Annotated in this window: 16 protein-coding genes and 1 pseudogene; 12 read left to right on the forward strand and 5 right to left on the reverse strand. The window is 55.7% G+C overall.

All coding sequences use genetic code 11. The features are described 5' to 3' along the window. Positions 1-159: 159 nt before the first annotated feature. Positions 160-1890, forward strand: a complete 1731-nt coding sequence (locus AAAB35_RS06595) for a heme peroxidase family protein (RefSeq protein WP_340667414.1) — start codon at positions 160-162, stop codon at positions 1888-1890. A gap of 602 nt (positions 1891-2492) precedes the next feature. Here the strand turns inward: AAAB35_RS06595 and AAAB35_RS06600 are convergent. From AAAB35_RS06600 to AAAB35_RS06615, 4 genes are all read right to left on the reverse strand, one after another. After that, a complete protein-coding gene (locus AAAB35_RS06600; RefSeq protein WP_340667415.1) occupies positions 2493-2675 on the reverse strand; it encodes a hypothetical protein in 183 nt (60 codons plus the stop codon). Positions 2676-2705: 30 nt separating this feature from the next. Next, positions 2706-3191 carry a hypothetical protein gene (locus AAAB35_RS06605; protein WP_340667416.1) on the reverse strand — a complete coding sequence of 162 codons (486 nt, stop codon included), beginning with the start codon at positions 3189-3191 and terminating at the stop codon, positions 2706-2708. 2562 nt (positions 3192-5753) lie between these two features. Then, positions 5754-6731 (reverse strand): FecR domain-containing protein, encoded by a 978-nt coding sequence (locus AAAB35_RS06610; protein ID WP_340667417.1) that lies wholly within the window; start codon positions 6729-6731, stop codon positions 5754-5756. 454 nt (positions 6732-7185) lie between these two features. Continuing rightward, on the reverse strand, positions 7186-7470 hold the full coding sequence (locus AAAB35_RS06615) for an EamA family transporter (protein ID WP_340667427.1): 285 nt from the start codon (positions 7468-7470) through the stop codon (positions 7186-7188). On the opposite strand from AAAB35_RS06615, the gene AAAB35_RS06620 reads away from it, so the two are divergent. The 10 genes from AAAB35_RS06620 (at position 7418) to AAAB35_RS06665 (ending at position 16226) form a co-directional block, all read left to right on the forward strand. Then, entirely contained in the window at positions 7418-7885 is a 468-nt protein-coding gene (locus AAAB35_RS06620; RefSeq protein ID WP_340667428.1) for an Lrp/AsnC family transcriptional regulator, read from the forward strand. The genes AAAB35_RS06615 and AAAB35_RS06620 overlap by 53 nt on opposite strands. A gap of 305 nt (positions 7886-8190) precedes the next feature. Further along, complete coding sequence (locus AAAB35_RS06625) at positions 8191-9162, forward strand: LysR family transcriptional regulator (RefSeq protein ID WP_340667418.1); 972 nt, start codon at positions 8191-8193, stop codon at positions 9160-9162. Continuing rightward, complete coding sequence (locus AAAB35_RS06630) at positions 9159-10628, forward strand: NAD(P)/FAD-dependent oxidoreductase (RefSeq protein WP_340667419.1); 1470 nt, start codon at positions 9159-9161, stop codon at positions 10626-10628. Before AAAB35_RS06625 ends, AAAB35_RS06630 begins: the two co-directional genes overlap by 4 nt. Continuing rightward, positions 10625-11107, forward strand: a complete 483-nt coding sequence (locus AAAB35_RS06635) for a hypothetical protein (RefSeq protein ID WP_340667420.1) — start codon at positions 10625-10627, stop codon at positions 11105-11107. Before AAAB35_RS06630 ends, AAAB35_RS06635 begins: the two co-directional genes overlap by 4 nt. Then, the gene (locus AAAB35_RS06640) at positions 11104-11670 is read left to right on the forward strand and encodes a peroxidase-related enzyme (RefSeq protein ID WP_340667421.1); all 567 of its coding nucleotides are present in this window, start codon (positions 11104-11106) and stop codon (positions 11668-11670) included. The genes AAAB35_RS06635 and AAAB35_RS06640 overlap by 4 nt, the downstream gene beginning before the upstream one ends. A 124-nt stretch (positions 11671-11794) precedes the next feature. Beyond that, on the forward strand, positions 11795-12535 hold the full coding sequence (locus tag AAAB35_RS06645) for an amino acid ABC transporter ATP-binding protein (protein ID WP_340667422.1): 741 nt from the start codon (positions 11795-11797) through the stop codon (positions 12533-12535). Between the two features lie 17 nt (positions 12536-12552). Beyond that, positions 12553-13380: a transporter substrate-binding domain-containing protein gene (locus AAAB35_RS06650; RefSeq protein ID WP_340667423.1), complete on the forward strand. Its 828-nt coding sequence runs from the start codon at positions 12553-12555 to the stop codon at positions 13378-13380. 70 nt (positions 13381-13450) lie between these two features. Next, entirely contained in the window at positions 13451-14167 is a 717-nt protein-coding gene (locus AAAB35_RS06655; protein WP_340667424.1) for an amino acid ABC transporter permease, read from the forward strand. Between the two features lie 19 nt (positions 14168-14186). Continuing rightward, the gene (locus tag AAAB35_RS06660) at positions 14187-14879 is read left to right on the forward strand and encodes an ABC transporter permease subunit (RefSeq protein WP_340667425.1); all 693 of its coding nucleotides are present in this window, start codon (positions 14187-14189) and stop codon (positions 14877-14879) included. 276 nt (positions 14880-15155) lie between these two features. Next, the gene (locus AAAB35_RS06665; protein WP_340667429.1) at positions 15156-16226 is read left to right on the forward strand and encodes an NAD/NADP octopine/nopaline dehydrogenase family protein; all 1071 of its coding nucleotides are present in this window, start codon (positions 15156-15158) and stop codon (positions 16224-16226) included. Between the two features lie 108 nt (positions 16227-16334). On the opposite strand, the gene AAAB35_RS06670 is transcribed toward AAAB35_RS06665, so the two are convergent. Then, the gene (locus tag AAAB35_RS06670) at positions 16335-17234 is read right to left on the reverse strand and encodes a class I SAM-dependent methyltransferase (protein ID WP_340667426.1); all 900 of its coding nucleotides are present in this window, start codon (positions 17232-17234) and stop codon (positions 16335-16337) included. A gap of 220 nt (positions 17235-17454) precedes the next feature. On the opposite strand from AAAB35_RS06670, the pseudogene AAAB35_RS06675 reads away from it, so the two are divergent. Continuing rightward, positions 17455-17786: pseudogene (locus AAAB35_RS06675) on the forward strand (hypothetical protein); the annotation flags it as partial.

Raw genomic sequence — 17786 nt, forward strand, 5'->3', positions numbered from 1 at the left:
GGGGTGGGGTGCTACTTCTTGAAACCATTTTCGAAGAGGTCAAGCATGGTCACGCAAAAGAAAGCCCCGGCAAAACAGACACCCAGGCAATTTGGTGCGACGAAGGCTGGGAAGCGAAAAACTGAGACAGCGAACCCAGCCGCAACTTCCGAAATTCCCGTGCCAGTCCGCGAATTTCTCAAGAAGACATCAATTCCTAAAGGATTCGTCAACCCAAAGCCGATCGTGCTGTCGGAGCTGCGCAAGCGCGTGACCGAAATGAATCTGAGGCCGACCGTTTCGCTGGAGCAACTGTTGGCCAGCGCGAACCGCATCAAGCCGACGGACCTTCCAGTGGAAAAGTTACCGGAAGACGTCAAAGAGTCCATCCCCGCATTAAAGCCGGGCGTGCGACGTTTTCACGGCGTTAAAATTCCGCTCTACTGGTTCCCGTTTCCCTGGCTGAGTTCTGCCTGCGCGGATCGTTTCGGATACATGTCGTCAGCGGCCACCCGAGCGGCAACGAAGTTGCCATTCAATGTAGCGGTGCAAGCACTCCTCGGCCAACTCGGTGACATGATGGGAGACGCCGGCCGTGATCCCAATCCTGCGTCTCACAATCCGGCTGACGCGGGCGTGTCGTCGATACCAGCAGGCTTTACTTATTTCGGTCAGTTTGTGGACCATGACATCACGTTCGACGTTTCGTCGACTCTCGACGCCAATACCGATGCGAATACGATCAATAACATGCGAAGCCCGACGCTCGATCTCGATTCCGTTTACGGCCGCGGGCCTGGCTTAGATCCGTTTCTTTACGTTTTTCCTACATCTGGTCCAGCGACCGCAATTAAGCTGCATAGGGGCACCAATGCTCCTCATGGCCCAGGCGGCCCCAGTAATGACGGTATGGGAACGGGCATGGTCCAGCAGACGAGCTGGGATGTGCCCCGCATGCAGGGTACGAATACCGCCGCGATCGGCGATCCGCGCAACGACGAAAATCTGATCATCGTGCAGTTCCAGCACGCTATGCTACGTTTTCATAATGCCGTCGTTGATCTGCTCGTGGCAGTAGCATTCGCGGGCGATATCTTTGCAGAGGCCAAACGAATCGTGACCCATCACTACCAATGGGCCGTGGTGCATGACTTTCTGGAAAGAATCTGCGGAGTGGCTGCCGTGAACAACGCGATGGCGAGCGTTTCTGCTCCCGTCGGTAGCTCGTTCCGAATGCCCGTCGAGTTCGCCGTAGCAGCTTACCGGTTCGGCCACAGTATGGTCCGTGATATTTACTGGGTGAATTTCAACTTCCCGAACGCCACACTCGGGCAGGTGTTTGAGTTCAATCGCAATCCACGGCTGCCAGTCTTTTCAAACTGGGTCGTTGACTTCAACGCGTTCTTTGATACCGGAGTGCCAGTACCGGTCCACAACAAGGCCCGGAAAATCGATAGCTTTATGGCTAACGGATTGGAATCGTTGCCAGGATTCTCAGGAATGATGGCGATCCTGGCAACGCGAAACCTCCGGCGGGCTCTGGCTCTTGGTCTACCGAGCGGCCAGGGCATGGCCAACTCATTCGGCATTGCGCCTATGACCGCAGCGCAATTGACATCTGGGTTGCCGGCGGCCGAAGTGGCCGTGCTGAATTCCAACGGCGGTTTACTGCTGAACAAGACGCCTCTGTGGTATTACGTCCTTCGCGAGGCTGCGGTCCTCCACGGCGGAAATCAGTTGGGTCCGGTCGGCGGCAGGATCGTGGCGGAGACGTTTGTCAGAATGTTGAAGCGGGATGCGTCATCCTATCTGAACGTCACCGGCGGATTTACGCCTATTCTTCCTTCGTCCACGGCTGGAAATTTCACGGTGGCGGACCTGGTGGCCTTCGCCGGGGTTACGCAACCATAGAGATCGCGTTGCGAACGACGATGACGGGGCCTTCAGCGGCGCTGACTTCATCTTCGATCCAGTCAGCTGTCCCGCTGGCAGGCCACTCATGCAATATCGTCGCAACCTCACGGGTCCTGCGCTCCGACATTGTCAGCTGCGGAAACCGGAGATATCGGGCCAGCAAACGAGACTGCCAACGTTGTGAACTCAAGCCCCGCGGCTGTCCAACTGAAGTGGTGCCAAGAAAGGGGCCCTGCGCAGGCCACCAACCGCCGGCCCAAGAATGCGGACAGGCAATCAGGTATGCGCGGGTAGCGTCGAGTGTAGGGCAATCGACGATGCTTGGGGTGCCACATGACGGCGCTCGCCCACTCGAAGCTGTGGTGCGCCGAAGCGACCGACTTGATCAATCACCGGGCGGACGCGCTGATGGACCTGTCGCAGTGCTCAACGTTTCAGGGCCCGGGAACGAGGCAGTCACTCCGCCTCCGACCAATTCAAGGGAAACCTCGTCTCAGAAACCGCGGCTCGTTTGTGGCTGTAGGGATAGTTGCTAGACCGAAGCCTTCGAGAGGCCATTCCACCGCCTTCGGACAGGCAGAACGATTGCCGCGAGGCAGTTATTCGAGGTTTTTCAAGATTTCCGCGACCTTTTTTTCGACGTCGCCTCTGCTGTCTACTACAAAGAAGGAGTCATTGCCTTTCGACCCCTCGGCATTTTCAGCGGTGACAGTGTCATCGTTGACTATTACACGATAGCCCCCTTCTTCCCCTTTCACCACAGTAATTGTTACATCCTTCATACTGCATCCTCCTATTCACGATACCTCGGCTTACTTCAATTCAATTGGATCTTCAGACCACCAAAGGTACTCATTATTATTGCCGTCTTTTACATAAACGAGGGCTATTCCCACTGCTGGTCCCGGCAGGAATGTTCCCCGGTTATAGTGTCGGACGTTCGCAATCCACTTGCCCGCCGCCCCAAAAGCGCCGCTGGTTGCCGATCCGTAGTAGGTCTGGGCGCTACCCGATTTCGACTGGACAATCCAAGCATCGACCCACTTCGCCGTTTCGTTGACACCAAGAGCCAACGGACCCGTTGGAAACTCCACGCGTCCATTAGCGGCTATATTCTGAACAGGGTCCCAATTGGCTGGCATGACATATCTCCAATCGCTGCCGGGCGACTCGCCCGGAACCATGAACAATAGATCAAACGGATTAACTGCCCATTTCTTCGAATTTGGGCAGTTAAATCTTGCGTATATATAATGCTTAATGACTATTCCCCGATAAGTGCCAGTATGGTAGCTCATTTTCAGAATCAATACAATTTCAACTGTAATAGTTTCAAGATATTTATTCTCGTGATACTGAGGAGGGCTTGTCAGATAGGCGGCACCTTACGTGTCGATGCACGAACGAAATGCCTTGCCATCGTGTCTGGTTCGAGATCGGATCGGATCACTTTGTGTGCCAGCCCGGCCATCCTGGCGCGAGCCAGGCTATTTCAGCGCGGGAAACGCTTGGCCCCAAGTGCCCGAACTGGTTAAGCTGAGCGATCTCGTTCGCAAGACAACGCTTTTGAGATTGACCATCCCGAGGGAGGTACGATGCGCATTCGCGTCAAGCCTACTAAGGCAAGACGCAAGGCGTCGAAAGGCGCGGCCTCTTAGTGACACGCTACCCGTCGCTTGCCCGCACCCGCTCATGATTAAGGACTTCATGGCCCTCCAGCTTGTAGTCGGGCATCTGGCAGGTGCCACGGGCGTTCTCGAGGCGTCGGAATGCAGGAGCGGCTATGGCTCTGTCACGCCACAGGCGGGGTACTGTAAGGCGGCTTGAGCCAGATTTACTCCATCTTCTTCTAGCCAACTTGTCCATTTGAAAACGACGGCAAGGATTGAGTCCGCTAGCGCGCAGCGCACAGCGTATATTTCCCGATGCCGCCGTGCTACGAGGAGCTCAAATCGCATCGGGGGAGGGCCTTGACCGCCGCTTTGCTCTATATCGCGCAGAGCTTAAACGTCGCTCTGGGAGCGGCCGCTTTGTTCGCCTTGGGTCTCGGCAAAGGCCACTCTCTCCGCATTGCGTATTCCAGGTGATCGTAGAGCGTGTCGCCGGTCATGCTCTGTTCGAGCGTCAGAGCACGCCTTCTTCCTCCCGCTCGTTGCCGCTTATCCGACCAGCTGCGATGGCTTCAACGTACCGTAGCGGAGCGTTAATATTGTACTCTTTCCAGAGGCGGGCGTAGCCTACGGCCCTGCCGTCTTTGATCCTCGAAACCGAAGGGAAAAGCCTGTATTCAAGCTCGTTGGGATCGACGATCGTATCCAGTTTTCATACTCCTCGGTAACACTCATTCCCATAATATCAACGTGTCAAAATTCTTATTGCCGTGTCAAAATTCTTGTAAAGCGGCCTGCAATTGTCAAAATTCTTATTTTTAAGGTTGAATGCCTTGGCTCTATCGTATGCCTCTTAATTTGCTCCCCTTTTTCACTCCCATTCGGCAGAGACAGGTTTCGGTACCGACCGGGATACGGTAAGGCGCAAGGCGGATGCTGCCGCCGAAATGGCTGTCAGGCTCGATCCTGGCGATCCCGAAGCCACGCCATCACGGCCACGAGCCTCGGCGCTCGGCGCAAAGGGTTTGGTGGTTTTTGCTACCTCACATGGCATCATTGAAACGGCCCGATAGTTGTCCCGCGATCCAATGAGCAGTGTCATAGTATTGGCTGAATGGCGATGCAGCCTATCGGTTCGACACCATCCGCTACGGTCCTTACTCGGCGGCGATAAAGCACTTCGTCCGCCAGCTTTGGGATTCGCCTGAGATTGATATGCCGACCATAACGTTTTTCAGAACGATCGGAGTACCGTTTCTTATTAAGAAGACGCGCAGATACTTCGTGGAGCCATTTGGATGTTCGCTCAGGTGATTTTAGCTTCAGCAATGCGGCCTCGAGCTGGCCGGCGACGCCCGATGCATGATCACCTTCATAGAGGTGCCTTGTGTTTCTCCCAGATCCACGATTGTTCGACCTAGACAAAGGTGTAGGACCCCTGCACGCAAGTACGATGTCCAGATTCTCGCCATCGAGATGGTCACACTCAACCCGATCAAAGAAAGGGCAGAGAATAACACCGCGCTTCAAACTGACATTTTTTGTCCGCAGACGGGTCATGACCGCATTTGCGTTTGTTCAAATCCTCCTTCTAGGAGCCTGCTTCGTGGTACGATCGGTGCGCCGGAGGTGGTGGGGATGCCGGGCGTCCGGCGCGCCATTCAGATGATGGATGACCACAGCACGGCGAACGCCATGTCAGTGATAACAAACTCCATCTTGCCCCTGCGAAAAGGCGCCCCTCCGCCGACGCAGCAGCGTGAAGTGTTTTTTGAGGTGTCACCGACAAGCCTCGGACCGCGGCCTTGGTCAGGCGCTCCAGGACCAACTTGGCAATGCCAGCATAGTCTCCGCGAAACAGTAGATGATGAGATCGTCATGATCGGCGTGCCTGATGCACCAATTAAATCAAATCGTTGGACACATTTGAAAAGTGTAAATTCCCTTAACTCCGCTTTGTGGGTCGCCATCGGCCCCCATTTTGCCTCGGTATCGTGGATCAAATGAATGGGCGCTTTTGCTCATGAGCAGCAAAATTTGATACTCGGAGCTGCAAAGCTGCCGCGACTCGTTGTCGAGGGAAAATGTCATGCTATCGCGAGAAATCGCCGCTTACACGGCAATAAAAGGAAGAAGCAATCTCCCGGTACACCCACGCAATCCATCATGAAGTCGCGCTTGTTCTCACCTGAACTCAGATATTTCTGATGCATATGCTCGTTCGAGGATTGGTCAGATATTCTTCCACCATTACTTATTATGTCCTCTCCCGCCGCCGTTGCCCCCGCCGTAGGCGTGACCTTGCGGGTCGTGAGTATGGGAATGATTCTTGTCGCCGTAGCCGTGGCCGCGTTTACCACCCGGTTCGGAGGGCGTGTCCGGGGGATCGGGCGTGTTTGGCGTGTTCGGTGTGCCGGGATTAGACGGCGCGTTCGGTGTGGCCTGCTTTGATGGCGTGTCCGGGCGGTTAGGTGCGGAAGGTGTGCCCGGCGAATCGGGCTTTGACGGGCTACTCCTCGGGCTATTCTTCTCGGGTGTGTTCGCGTCACGTTCGAGCGCTGCCGCGACGTTCATCCCGCAACCGACGCTAGACCCGAACCCGCCCGACAACTGCTGATTACCCGATAAGAACGGTAACGCCTTCGTGTTACCCAGCGCCGTTAGGGTCTTGCGACTGGCGCGCGTGAGGGCTGGTCGTTGGCCCCGCTTGGCGATCACGCAATCGCACTTCCGCAGTAGCTGGACGCACCCCCCGCTACCGCAAAATCTGGCCGATCCGCTGAGCAAGACGACGCCGGTCCTGCCGTCCGGGCCGACGTAGAAGTCGAACTTGGTCCCTCGTACGCCGATCGTCCCCGCGGGCGTGACGATTGAGTAAGCGGTGGACACCGAATTACCGCTGATCCAGCGGAACGTGCCCTTGGCGGCCTTGATCGAAAGCTTCTTGACTGAATTGGAGTCATCGAAGACGTATTTGTCGATCTTGACGACCGAACCTGCCCCGACGGCTAGTTTGGAACCGTCACGGAACAGAAATTCACCGAGGCCAGATTTGGAGGTAACAATCCGCTCGTCCCGGTGAACCGGCTCCTTGACTTCCACCGTGCCGTAGTCACCGTTGACGGCGGTCTGGATACGGGTTGCTGTCCCGACCCGCTCCGCTTCGGCTGATGCTAGGTTTGTCGCGCATACCAGTGCTAGCGCGGCAATCACCGGCACAGATTTCATGTGGCCCTCCGCCACTTCTGTAAAACCCGGCGCTACTGCACCGGGTCCATCTCATCTCCCGGGTACGCTCGCCGGCCTAAACTGGGAACAGCACTTCGTGTATTGAGTGCCCCAAATTGTTTTTGGGCGTTGTCGCGCCGGTCGGCGTGGACATATCCACGTCACTTTCAAACTTCAGTGACTTATTCTCACTGCAAGGATATCACGTTGTCACTATCAAGGTGACAAGCGCGTGACACCCGCTAGCAAGAGCTCGCCCATGAAACGGACTTCTCTTTCGGTTCGGGTGGACCGTCGTGGAAAATGGAACTCCAGTTATCGCGAATTCGGAGCCGATTCCTTGGCAAACAAATTCATGACAGCAAGGGCTCCTCGGCCTCTTCTTGCGGAAGCATGATCAGTTGATTGTCGGGCAGCGGTCGCTGCAGCTTAAAGGCCTCGTCAGCCGGCGCATTCATCCAGACATCGATATCTTCGACAGTGGTAAGTGTATAACCGGCATCGCCTGCGGATGGATCGGAGCCACGACGCTGTTTGCCTCGCCGAGCGCTATGCGTCGGTCGAAATTCTCTTTGAAGGCGAACCATGCCAGCAGGGCAGTAAACACGCCTTCGGCATTAAGTAGCAGGGAAGCGCCCGATTCAGGCATTCCGGTCAACCCCAACATCAGCAGCACCGGACCGACAATCCCGCCGGCAACGACCGCGCCAACAAACCAGGGAAATTCGTTTCGCGGCAGAGTTACGGCTGGAGAATTGGTAACCGAGCAGGTGGGGCTTTCGCAAAATGCTTTTTGGCGCCGGCTCCAACGGCTCCAGGCGACCGGCGTGATGAGTGGCTCGCGCGCCGAGATCGATCATGGTCTCCTCGGCTTGGATCTGACGGTAATCGTCATGATCCGTACCCGTCATCATTCCAAGGAATGGTCCGAGGATTTCCGCAAACACGTCGACCGGCTGCCCGAAGTCATCGATTTTTATCGTATAGGCGGTGACTGGGACTATCTGATCAAGGTCGTCACACGCGGAATATCCGGTTACGACGCTTTCTATCAAAAGCTCATCACGAATTTCGATCTAGTCACCGTGACTGGGTACTTTGCCATGGAAGCCATCATCCGCAATCGGGCCGTAGATTTAAGCCGCATACGGTGAGTGTATTCTGGAGACGTACAGGTTCCGCGGATAGAAAACGCTTTGAGAGAGCGATCATTTTACACGTCGGCTCGAAAGTACGAGCGGTATCTCGACCCTGATATACCCACCACTCGATTCCACAAACGGGCATCACCTTCCGGTTCGTGGGTCGAGCCCATGTAGCCGTCCACCAATTTCCGAGTCGGATTCTGCGGATAAAATAGGAGAAAAAACCACGCACAAAAAATTATTATCCCTACTTGACACATATCAAAATTGGATGAGATGATCGAAATCATTCAGAAGATGCATGTAGGTCAAGTATGGAAACTCGAGATCTTCAGACCTTTCTTGCGGTTGCTGCCAGCGGCAGTATTACCAAGGCAGCCGAAGTGGTCGGACGTTCCCAGCCTGCCGTTACCCGCACCATTCAGGATCTCGAGGCCGAGCTTGGCTTCGAATTGCTGCACCGAGTGGGTCGACGCGTACAATTGTCTGAAGAAGGTGTTGCTTTCGAAGAGGAAGCGCGGCGCTTGCTGATGTCCTTCACCGAACTTGCTGCGAGGGCTAAGAAGATCGCCTCCGGAAAGGGGCGGATTCTGCAGATCGTCACAACCTCCGCGATCGGAACTGGGCTGATTCCGACGGCCATGGCAGAGCTCAAGAATGTGGAACTTCCGCACGAGACTCACCTCGGGCAGTTTCTCCCCTCGAGCGTCGCACAGGAAGTGCGCAGCGGACGTGCCGAGATCGGGTTTTCCAGCTTGCCGCTTGACACGCCCGGTCTGGATGTATTGCGGCTCTACTCGGCACCAGACGTTGTTGCTCTGCGCGAGGACGATCCGCTGGCTAAACTCGATGTCGTGCCGCTTACGGCCTTTGCCGGTCGTCGCCTCGCCACTTTACTCAATCCACTGCGTTTCCAGTTGAACATCGACCGGGCACTGGCGGCCCGCGACATCGAGGTTGGGCCGGTGATCCGGACCAATATTGCCTATGGCGCGTTGCAGATCGTGCGTCAGACCGGTGTCGCGGCAATCATCGACCCCCTCACGGCCTATGGCCTGAGCCAGCCTGGCGTCGTCATTCGGCCGATCGACGTCACCATTTTATTTCATTGGGGCGTTCTGGTTGCCGAAAAACGACCACTTCGACCGGTCGCGCAGGCGTTGATGGATGCAGTCGAAGCGGTTGCTGAACGGTCGATCGCCGGTTTCAAAAAACTCGATCCGGGCCTGGCGGGGCAATTGGTGACCGATCACGTATCGGGCAAAAATCACGGAACTGAAATATGAAGCATGCTCCCATCCCACCGATGTCTCCAGGTCTTGCAACGCTGGAAGCGCAGCTTGCGCAGGATCTCGACTTTCTTGAGTTGCCGGCGAAGTCTTGGGTCCCCGAGCGTATGTACGATGGCGTTCCAGTTCGCGACGTTGTGGTTATCGGTGCCGGCATGTGCGGACTTGCGGCGACGGCGAAGCTGATGCTGACCGGGATCAACAATGTCGTCGCCTATGATGCGGCTCCTGCCGGGCTCGAAGGGCCATGGGTAACATTTGCGCGGATGCAGACGCTTCGGTCGCCCAAGACTCTGCACGGTCCGTCGCTCGGCCTGCCGCAACTGACATTTCGCGCCTGGTTCACTGCGCAGTGGGGCGTTGAGGCTTGGCAGTTGCTGGACAAAATTCCCAAGTGCCAGTGGATGGATTACCTGGTCTGGTACCGAAAAGTTCTCGCTCTGCCGGTACGCAATGGCGTGCGCATGACCGGTGTCATGCCCGCCGGTGACCTGATTGCGATCGACATCGAGGGCGCGGAAACCGGGCGGGTTCTCACCCGTCATCTTGTTCTCGCCACAGGACGGTCCGGTTTAGGCGGCTTTGCTGTCCCCGATTTCCTTATTGGCATCGATCGCGCCTATTGGGCGCATTCCGCCGACGACATTGATTTTAACGCGCTGAAAGGTAAGCGGGTAGCTGTCATCGGTGCTGGTGCTTCTTCCATGGACAATGCCGCAACGGCACTTGAAGCGGGCGCCGGCTCTGTGGGCCTGTTGATCCGGCGGAAGGAAATGCCACGCATCAATAAGATGACGGGCATCGGCAGTCTGGGCGTGGTGCTCGGTATGCATCAACTGCCCGATGCCTGGAAGTGGAAATTTGTGGATTACACTGCCTTGACGCAAACGCCGCCGCCCCGCTCCTCGACGCTTCGCGTCTCACGTCACGTGAATGCGCGGTTCTTTCTCGACTGCGGCATAATCGCGGTAAAGGAAAATGCGGGAGAGCTCCTAATTGAAACCACGCAGGGGCCGATGCGCTACGATTTCCTAATCGCGGCAACCGGTTTTTCGAACGACTTCAACGGCCGTCCGGAATTTGCCTCGCTTGCACCCCATATCCGCAGCTGGAAAGATGGGCGATATACGCCGGAGATGGGACCGCCGCGGGTGGGTATGTTGGAGGCGCCGGATCTCGGACCTGCCTTCGAATTCCGGGAGCGTATCCCCGGCTCCTGCCCGATGCTGTCGCATATCCACTGCTTCAACGACGCCGCTATGCTGACCCACGGCAAGGTCTCCGGCGATATCCCAGCCGTCAGCGCTGGTGCCGACCGACTGGTCCGCGGCATTGCCGGCTCGCTTTATGCCGAAGATGTCGAGACCCACTTCGCCAATCTGATCGCCTACGACACCCCCGAACTTCTGGGCGACGAATGGATTGATTCAACGCCTTTGCTACAGAAGGAGACCGCGCTTTGATCGACGCCATGGACAAGGCTGCCGGTCTTTCGCCGGACGATGCACTTTTCAATGCACGGCGGTTCCGGCCGGAATTCGTGCAGGGTGCGGAACTATGCCGCCTCTCGGTGCTGACGCCGGCAAATGGTCTGGGACTTGAAACCGCTTTGCGGGTTGCGCTGGCCCACCGGATCGCAGCGCTGAATGCCGATCAAGTATTGATTGCCGAATATGGAGCAAAGCTGGCAGAGCTCCAACCGACGGAACAGTTGTTGGCTCTGGCCCACGGGGCGACGGATCTGGACGAACCGCTGGCGACCATCGCTCGTCATGTCGATCTGATCACGCTGACGCCGATCGAGGCAGAGGCGCGCCATATCGCCTTGCTCGCGCAGGCGGGACTAAACAATCCTCAGATCGTCGCGCTTTCCGAAGTGATTGCCTTCGTCAACTTCCAGACGCGGGTGGCGACCGGCCTGCGATTGATGAGGTCGGCATGATTTCCTCGGTTCGACTGAAACCCCTGAGCTGGCATCCGTACATTGCGCCAGTCGAGCTCTCCGATGCCACGCCGGAACAGCTCGACGCGATGAAGGTCACGCCATCTTCCAAGAAGGTATCTGAATATGTGCGCACCCTAGTGCACGATCCAGAAAGCTATGTCGCCCGTACCGTGCTGTTTAATGCGATCATGTATGTCGAAGGTGGGCTTGGCCGTCCCGACCGCGAACTTGGCGCGCTGGGAGCATCGATTGTTAATGGCTGTAAATTCTGTGCCGTTGTTCACGCCCGCCGCCATGCAGAGTTGACCAACAGCGATGGCGTGGTCACCGCACTCTATCTCGACAGACCCGAAGAGCTCGGGCCACGCGATGCTGCAATCTACAGCTTTGCCCGTCGCCTCTCGGCGGCACCATCGTTGGCGAGGGAGGAGGACATCGCCTCGCTGCGATCCGTCGGTATGGATGACATTGAAATCATCGACCTGATCCATGCGATCTCGATTTTCGGCTGGGCAAACCGGCTGATGCATGTCCTTGGCTATGCCGAGGGCGGAAAATGAACGTCAATGCACCCGGATAGGGTGTCTTCATTAACAGCCGGCCGAACTGGTGGCGCATAAAAATAAAAGGGGTCCGAAATGCGCATGAAATGTTGTCTCACATACGAAAGGACACCAACCAGAAATGCTTGAACTCAAAGACATAAAGTTGTCCTACGGAAGTACACAGGTTCTGAACGGCGTTAATCTCTCGGTGAAACGCGGTGACGTGGTGTCAATCATCGGCCCTAGTGGTACCGGCAAGACCACGCTGTTGAAGTGCATCAACTACTTGGCCAAGCCGACATCCGGAACCATCACGTTCGATAAGGTTCAAATGGATTATCAGCGCGTTGACAAGACCGCAGTTCAGGCGATCCGGCTGCGGACAGCCATGGTGTTCCAGCAATTCAATGTTTTTAAAAACATGACGGTCATTGAGAACGTAATGGACCCACTCGTCGTGGTGCAGCGCAAGTCGAAGGACGAGGCGCGTGCAATCGCCCTCCAAGAGCTCGAACGGGTTGGTCTCACCGCGAAGCGAGACAGCTACCCTTCCCAGCTCTCGGGTGGCCAGCTCCAGCGGACCGGCATCGCACGTGCGTTGGCGGTTCAACCGGATGTGATGCTCTTCGACGAACCCACATCGTCGCTGGACCCTGAACTCGTCGGGGAAGTTCTGAAGGTGATCAAAGATGTTGCGTCGTCAGGGATGACTTCGCTCCTTGTGACCCACGAGATGCAATTTGCAAAAAACATCTCAAATCGCATCGTCTTCATGGATCGTGGCGTCGTCGCTGCCGATGGCAGTCCGACTGAAATTTTCGATTCGCCCACTAGCCCACGCCTCGCTCAATTTCTCAATTCTGAACTCGCATTCCAATAAAGAAGGGAACTTAAGAAATGACTGCAATCAAATCTAATTTTCGCCGCCGACTCGGTCTGGCCTTCGTTGGCAGCTTAGTAATTGGCCTTGCAACGGCGGGGGCCAGCTATGGTCAGTCTGTCCGGACGATCAAGATCGCGACGTCAGCAGAATCGAAGCCGCTTGCATGGGGGGCGATTGGTGTTGAGCCGCAAGGTTATGAACCCGATCTCCTAAGGGCGATCAACGCAAAGCTGCCGCAGTACAAGTTCGAAATGGAAGGGGTCGCGGATATCGCGCAGGAAACCGGCCTGGCCACCGGAAAGTACGACATGGCGTGCGGTGGCTACTACAGGTCACCTGAACGCGAAAAGCAGTTCTTCATCCCGGAGAACCCTATGGGTGCCAGTCTGATGAAGATTTATAGCCGCAAGGATAGCAACATCAAGGAAATGAAGGACCTGGTCGGCAAGAGGATCGTTCCGGCCACCGCCGGCGGCGGGACCTACAAGTTTATGATGAATTGGCAGAAAGAAAATCCAGAATACAAGCTTGAGGTTACGGCATCGAGCGCAGGCATCCCATATCCAAACCGCTTGGATGAAGTCCAAAACGGCAAGTTCGACGCGCTGGTTTTGCCGTCCAATTTGGGTGAGCAGACTGTCATCGACAATAAGAAGCTCGACATTGTGGCGTCCGAACCTGTCTACAGCAACAATACGTATATGCTGATTCATCGATCGGATGAAAACAAGGTCCTGGCTGAAGACATTAACAAGGTGCTCAAGGAGATGAAGGACGACGGAACGATAGACAAGCTATCGGAAAAGTGGTTCGGCGAGGACATCGTCAAGTATATGAAGTAACAAGATCGCCGCCAACAATATTTGTACAGTCAGCGGTCAAAGCTGAAATTGCAAGAAGGAGTGTTTCAAAGTGGATCTTTCTACGATGATTCCCGAGCTACTTTCGGCGTTGCCGCTGACGCTGGCAATCACGTTTACGGCCATCATAGCCGGGTTCTGTCTGGCTCTCGTTGCGACGACATTGCGGGTTCGCAGGATACCCGTGATCAGTAATCTGGCTGATCTTTACGTGTCCTATGCTCGGAGTGTCCCCGTCGTCCTCCAGTTGTTCGTCGCCTTTTACGGGCTTCCCTTATTGGTGATTCTGTTTGGCTTCGAAGATTTCATCTCGGCAAATATCGCTGCCATGGTGGGACTAAGCTTCTACCACGGAGGGTATCTCTCAGAGGTCATGCGGCCCGCATACCTCGCCGTTGATCGCGGTCAGCATGACGCAGCAGACAGTCTGGGATACAGCTTCCGGCAGAAGATCATTCGTATCGTAGGCCCACAAGCAGTGCACATAGGTTTGCCGGGATATGGAAACTCGATCATCTATCTGATCCACAACGTTGCTTTGGTGATGTACATCGGGGCAGCGGACGTGATGGCAACTGCACATCTGATTATGGAGCGAGACTATAACCAGTACCAATTCGAAACATACCTCGTACTGGCGGTGATCTATTCGTTGATGTGCCTGATCGCGTGGCTCATCGTGCGTTTCTTTGAGCTTCGGTCCCCAATGCTCGCGCCAGAGGCGGCAACCGCGGCACCGGTCAAGAACGTGCTCATGGCGAGTGTTTGAAAGAGAGGGGATTTAATAGATGTTTGAACTCGATGTTTTAATCCAAGACTCGCGGGAAATCCTTAGCGCTGTGCCCGTAACGCTTGCCATGGCCGTCACAATCTTCGTTTTTTCCACGATCATCGGCAGCCTGTTTGCGCTCGTTGAACACAGGCGGATCCCTGTACTGCGAGAGCTTGTCGTGGCGTACAAGATTGCATTCAAGGGCGTCCCGATGGTGATCGTGATTTTCCTTGCCTATTTCGGTCTTCCCCCGGCACTTCAATTCCTTTTCTCACTGGTCGGGGTCAACTACAATGCTCACAACACACCCAACTGGGTCGTCCTTATAATTGCGGTAACCGGTTGCATCGCTGCGTTCCAAGCGGAGATCGTCAAAGGAGCTCTTAACTCCTTCGACACCGGACAAGCAGACGCTGCCCACTCATTGGGCTATAAAAGCAGTCAGCTGTTCCGGCGGGTTTTGTTTCCTCAGGTGGTGGTCGCCGCGATTCCGGACCTCACCACGTCGATCATGGTGATTATGAAGGCGCTTTCTCTTGGATTTGCCATTGAGGTTGTCGAAATCTTTGCGCAGTCCCAGTTAACTGCCGCGCTGAACTTCTACTACCTCGAAGCCTTCGTGATTGCCGTCGTGATCTACATGGTGATTGCCTATATCGTGACGCAAACGGCCGATTGGTTGGAACAAAGCCTTAGACTGCGGTCCTAAGATCCAAGATGGTCCGCGGCCCGGCATCGAAAAGGTCAGACTGCGGACAGGCGTTCTTCACGGTCGTGTGGATGCCTCTTCGAATGCAAGGTCAATATTCCGAACCGGCGCGCCGCTGATCGTGTACCGCCATGTGTCCGGCCCGCCGTTAGCCAGGATCTCTCGACCCCGCCTGACTGAGTTTCGCCAGGTCCGTCTTCCGGACCTCCTCAACCCACAAACAGCCTCTCCCTCACGCTCATGCGAGCGATCAAGACTGGAACAGGAGAAACATTAATGCGCGTGAGTATTCTTGGCGCCGGAGCAATTGCTTATGGCCTTGCCGCCTATTTGGCAAAAGCGGGACATGACCCAATGCTTTGGTCGCCATCGGGAGAGCGCACCAAGGCGCTGGCTGCCGGCGAATTGCTGACAGCCACGGGAGCTATCGAGGCTGCGGTACCGGTACGTATCGCCAAGGATTGTAAAGACGCCATCGCCGATGCAGACGTCGTAATAATCGCGCTGCCAGCAAACGGCCACAAGATGGCGATGGATGCTGTTACCCCTTATCTAAGCGAGGGAGTGCCGGTCATTATCAGTTCGCACAGCTCCTTCGGGGCGCTGTATCTCTCCAAGCAACTGGCGAAGCGCAAGGTTAGCCTCCCGATCATCGTCTGGGGCACAACGCTCGTGGCCGGCCGCCAGCACGGACCAACTGAAATCCATGTTGCCACCATTCGTCAGAAGCTTGATGTTGCGACGCTGCCTTCCAATGCACTAGATCAAGGATTTGAGCTTTGCACGACGTTGTTTGGTGATCGTTTTGTCAAGCGCGACGGTCTGCTCGCGATCGCGCTCAGCAACCTCAATCCGCAGAACCATCTGGGGATTGCCCTTCTCAATCTCACACGCATGGAGAAGGCTGAGCAGTGGAGCCAGGGTGGAAACGTCACCCCGGCGGTCGGCCGCTTTATCGAGGCTCTCGACGCCGAACGATTGGCGATCGCTGCCCATTTTCGTATAGCCGTGCGCACTGTCGAAGAGCATTTTTCATTGTCGTTTCATGTCCCCTTGGGCTCTGTGTCGCAAATGAACCAGGAGATGGATCGTCAAGGCCGTGGCGGCTTTGGCCCGACAACTATCGAAAGCCGCTATATCCTGGAAGATGTTCCGTTCGGACTGTTGCCGACCGTATTTTTGGGGAAGATCAGCGAAAATCCAGCGATGCTCCACGAATCTGGAATTTCCATATTGTCGGCTGCTTATGGTCGCGATCTCAAGGCAGATAATGATATTCTCCCTGCACTCGGTATTGAGGGAATGGCAAAAGTGGATATCGAAAACCTTTGCCGTAAGGGATTTTGAGAGTCCCGTGTGCCGCCGGCTAACTGCACGATCATACTTTGAAATCGATTAATGCTCTCCTTCGAACAAGATTGATTGATTGATAAGTTGGTCGCGCGTCCGAAGCAGTTAGATCGGCGCCTTTCCCGCAAGCACGGCGAAACGCCATGCTTTGAAGATGCAATCGACGTCCACCAGACCCGCTTCATTCATCCATTCGAGCTGGTCGCCCATCGAACTGCAGCGGTCGTATGCCATACGCTGCTGTGCCTTCGCAATATCGGCGTCGCTTGCACAGAGTGCCCGCACCTGATCAAGCCATTGCTGCTCATAAAGACGGTCAAGGTCATCACTTGGACCGGCAACCTGTTCGCAATTTACGAACAGGCCGCCAGGTCGCAGACTGCGCCGGATCTCCTTGAAGAGGTTTATTTTTTCCTCGTCCGCAAGATGATGAATAGCAAGCGCCGAAATAACTAGATCCCAAGGACCGCCGAGTTCCCCGCGGGTCATGTCCGCCTGAACGAATTCAACATTGCTGTCCATGGCGAAGCGACGTCGCGCCTCCCGCAGCATGCCGTTGGATGCGTCAACCAGCCTGATCGACGAGGCGGGAAAATTGCGGAGCAGCATTGCAGAGAACAGACCTGTCCCTGCGCCAAGGTCAAGAATCCGCATTGGCATTACAGGCGCCCAATGCGCGATTAGCTCAAGCGCTGCGCCGTAGAGGCTGTCAAAACAAGGAACCAGCTTCCTTCTTAGTGCATCGTAGTCTTCAGCAGCCCCGCTGAATGCCAACGATACTGGAAGTTGCAGTTCTCTCATGCCTTCTCTCCATCTTCGAGCACCGTGGCAGTCGGGATTAATACACATTGTCAGCACTATTGTCGCATCATTCCTTGACGACCAGCCATGATAGCAGCCTTGTCGAACGGCCCGGCTCTCAGACGCAAATCGTCGAACAGATCGGCTTGGCGCGATCGACCATCCACCGCTATGCCACAGTACCGTGAAGGTTCCCGGCTTCAATACGGTCCCTCGCCGAAACGGGGCGGCGACGCCTTGTAACAATCACGTGACCATTCGTCGGCGGCAAACCCGCGCCCCGCGAAAAACCCAATCGGCGCCTATAGATCGACGGTGAAATACGGACTGAGGACGGAAAATTATTACAAAACTATAATTTGTATTGGGCTGCCGGAGGGCTAGTTCTGACATGTTCGATTACGTTCGAGAAAGAGAACACGTCATGAAGCGTATCGGCCTTGTGATCGCTATTCCGGTCATGATCGGCGTCGGCTATTTTCTCGCCTATCCCGACCGATCGCCGCGCGCTTCGGCACCGGACCAGGGAGCAATGCCCACCGCATCGCTGTCGGCATCAAACGGCAGCGCCACAGCCCAGACCCGCAAGCGCAATGCAATTGTGCCGCTTGTCGTGGTCGCCGCGGCGAAGAAGGAGGATGTCCCGGTCGCCAAGACCGTTGTCGGGACAATCGAGCCAGTCGAAACCGTTGCAATCCGCCCGCAGATCGATGGCGTCGTTGTCGCCAAGAACGTGGCGGACGGCCAGATGGTCAA

The organism is Phyllobacterium sp., assembly GCF_037994425.1.
GTDB lineage: Bacteria > Pseudomonadota > Alphaproteobacteria > Rhizobiales > Rhizobiaceae > Phyllobacterium.